The organism is Oleiphilus sp. HI0128, from assembly GCF_001635365.1.
Genome location: NZ_LWGG01001448.1, coordinates 1 through 618, shown reverse-complemented (window position 1 = coordinate 618; position 618 = coordinate 1). Strand labels below are relative to the sequence as shown.

Annotated in this window: 1 protein-coding gene; it reads left to right on the top strand. The window is 36.2% G+C overall.

What is annotated here, in order from left to right; genetic code table 11:
* Window positions 1-403: 403 nt before the first annotated feature.
* The gene (locus tag A3763_RS27785) at window positions 404-565 is read left to right on the top strand and encodes a hypothetical protein (RefSeq protein ID WP_156490459.1); all 162 of its coding nucleotides are present in this window, start codon (window positions 404-406) and stop codon (window positions 563-565) included.
* Window positions 566-618: the final 53 nt, after the last annotated feature.

Genomic DNA, 618 nt, shown 5'->3' with positions numbered 1-618 from the left:
CTGTTCCAATATACAAAGTTGATCTAAATCAAAAAAAGCCATTATACCAGAAATAGAACAGTATTTTAGCAAGTCGTCACAATAGATTCACTTGACGAGTTCTATTATGGAACCATATACTTTACACAAGGTTCCAAAACGGAACTGTGATGAATTTGGCATTTTTACCCTAAGCCATATTTGTCTAATCCACCAAATAGTGAGGACTCGCTTATGAGCATCATGAAAGCTATTTCTAAATGGATTGATTACGAACTAGGGATTAGAAACATTGATTTGGAATTAGAAGCAGGCGACTTAGACTGAGCTTGCAGTTCGTATTCCTTCATGAGTTTACTTGTATTTATCGAAGCGCCAATACTTGCGCTGTAGTCTTTAAATAGACATTAAGAGGAATAAAATTATGTTTGGATTTCCATTTTTTACTAGCCTTATCGTAACGGTTGCAATGGTTGTCGGTTTTTCATTTATTATTAACCACGGCATCCAAAAGAAAAAAGCTAACAATGAAGACGCTATCTCTAATACAAGCCAAGGCGAAAAAGACACTAACTGCCACGCCTAAGCTAAGATCGCCGCTCTATTGAGCGAGTAAAATTGAGATAGAAAAATTGAGGC

Excerpts from the sequence above, each read along its gene's own strand:
- A3763_RS27785 (WP_156490459.1), top strand. The coding sequence starts at position 404 with ATGTTTGGATTTCCATTTTTTACTAGCCTTATCGTAACGGTTGCAATG.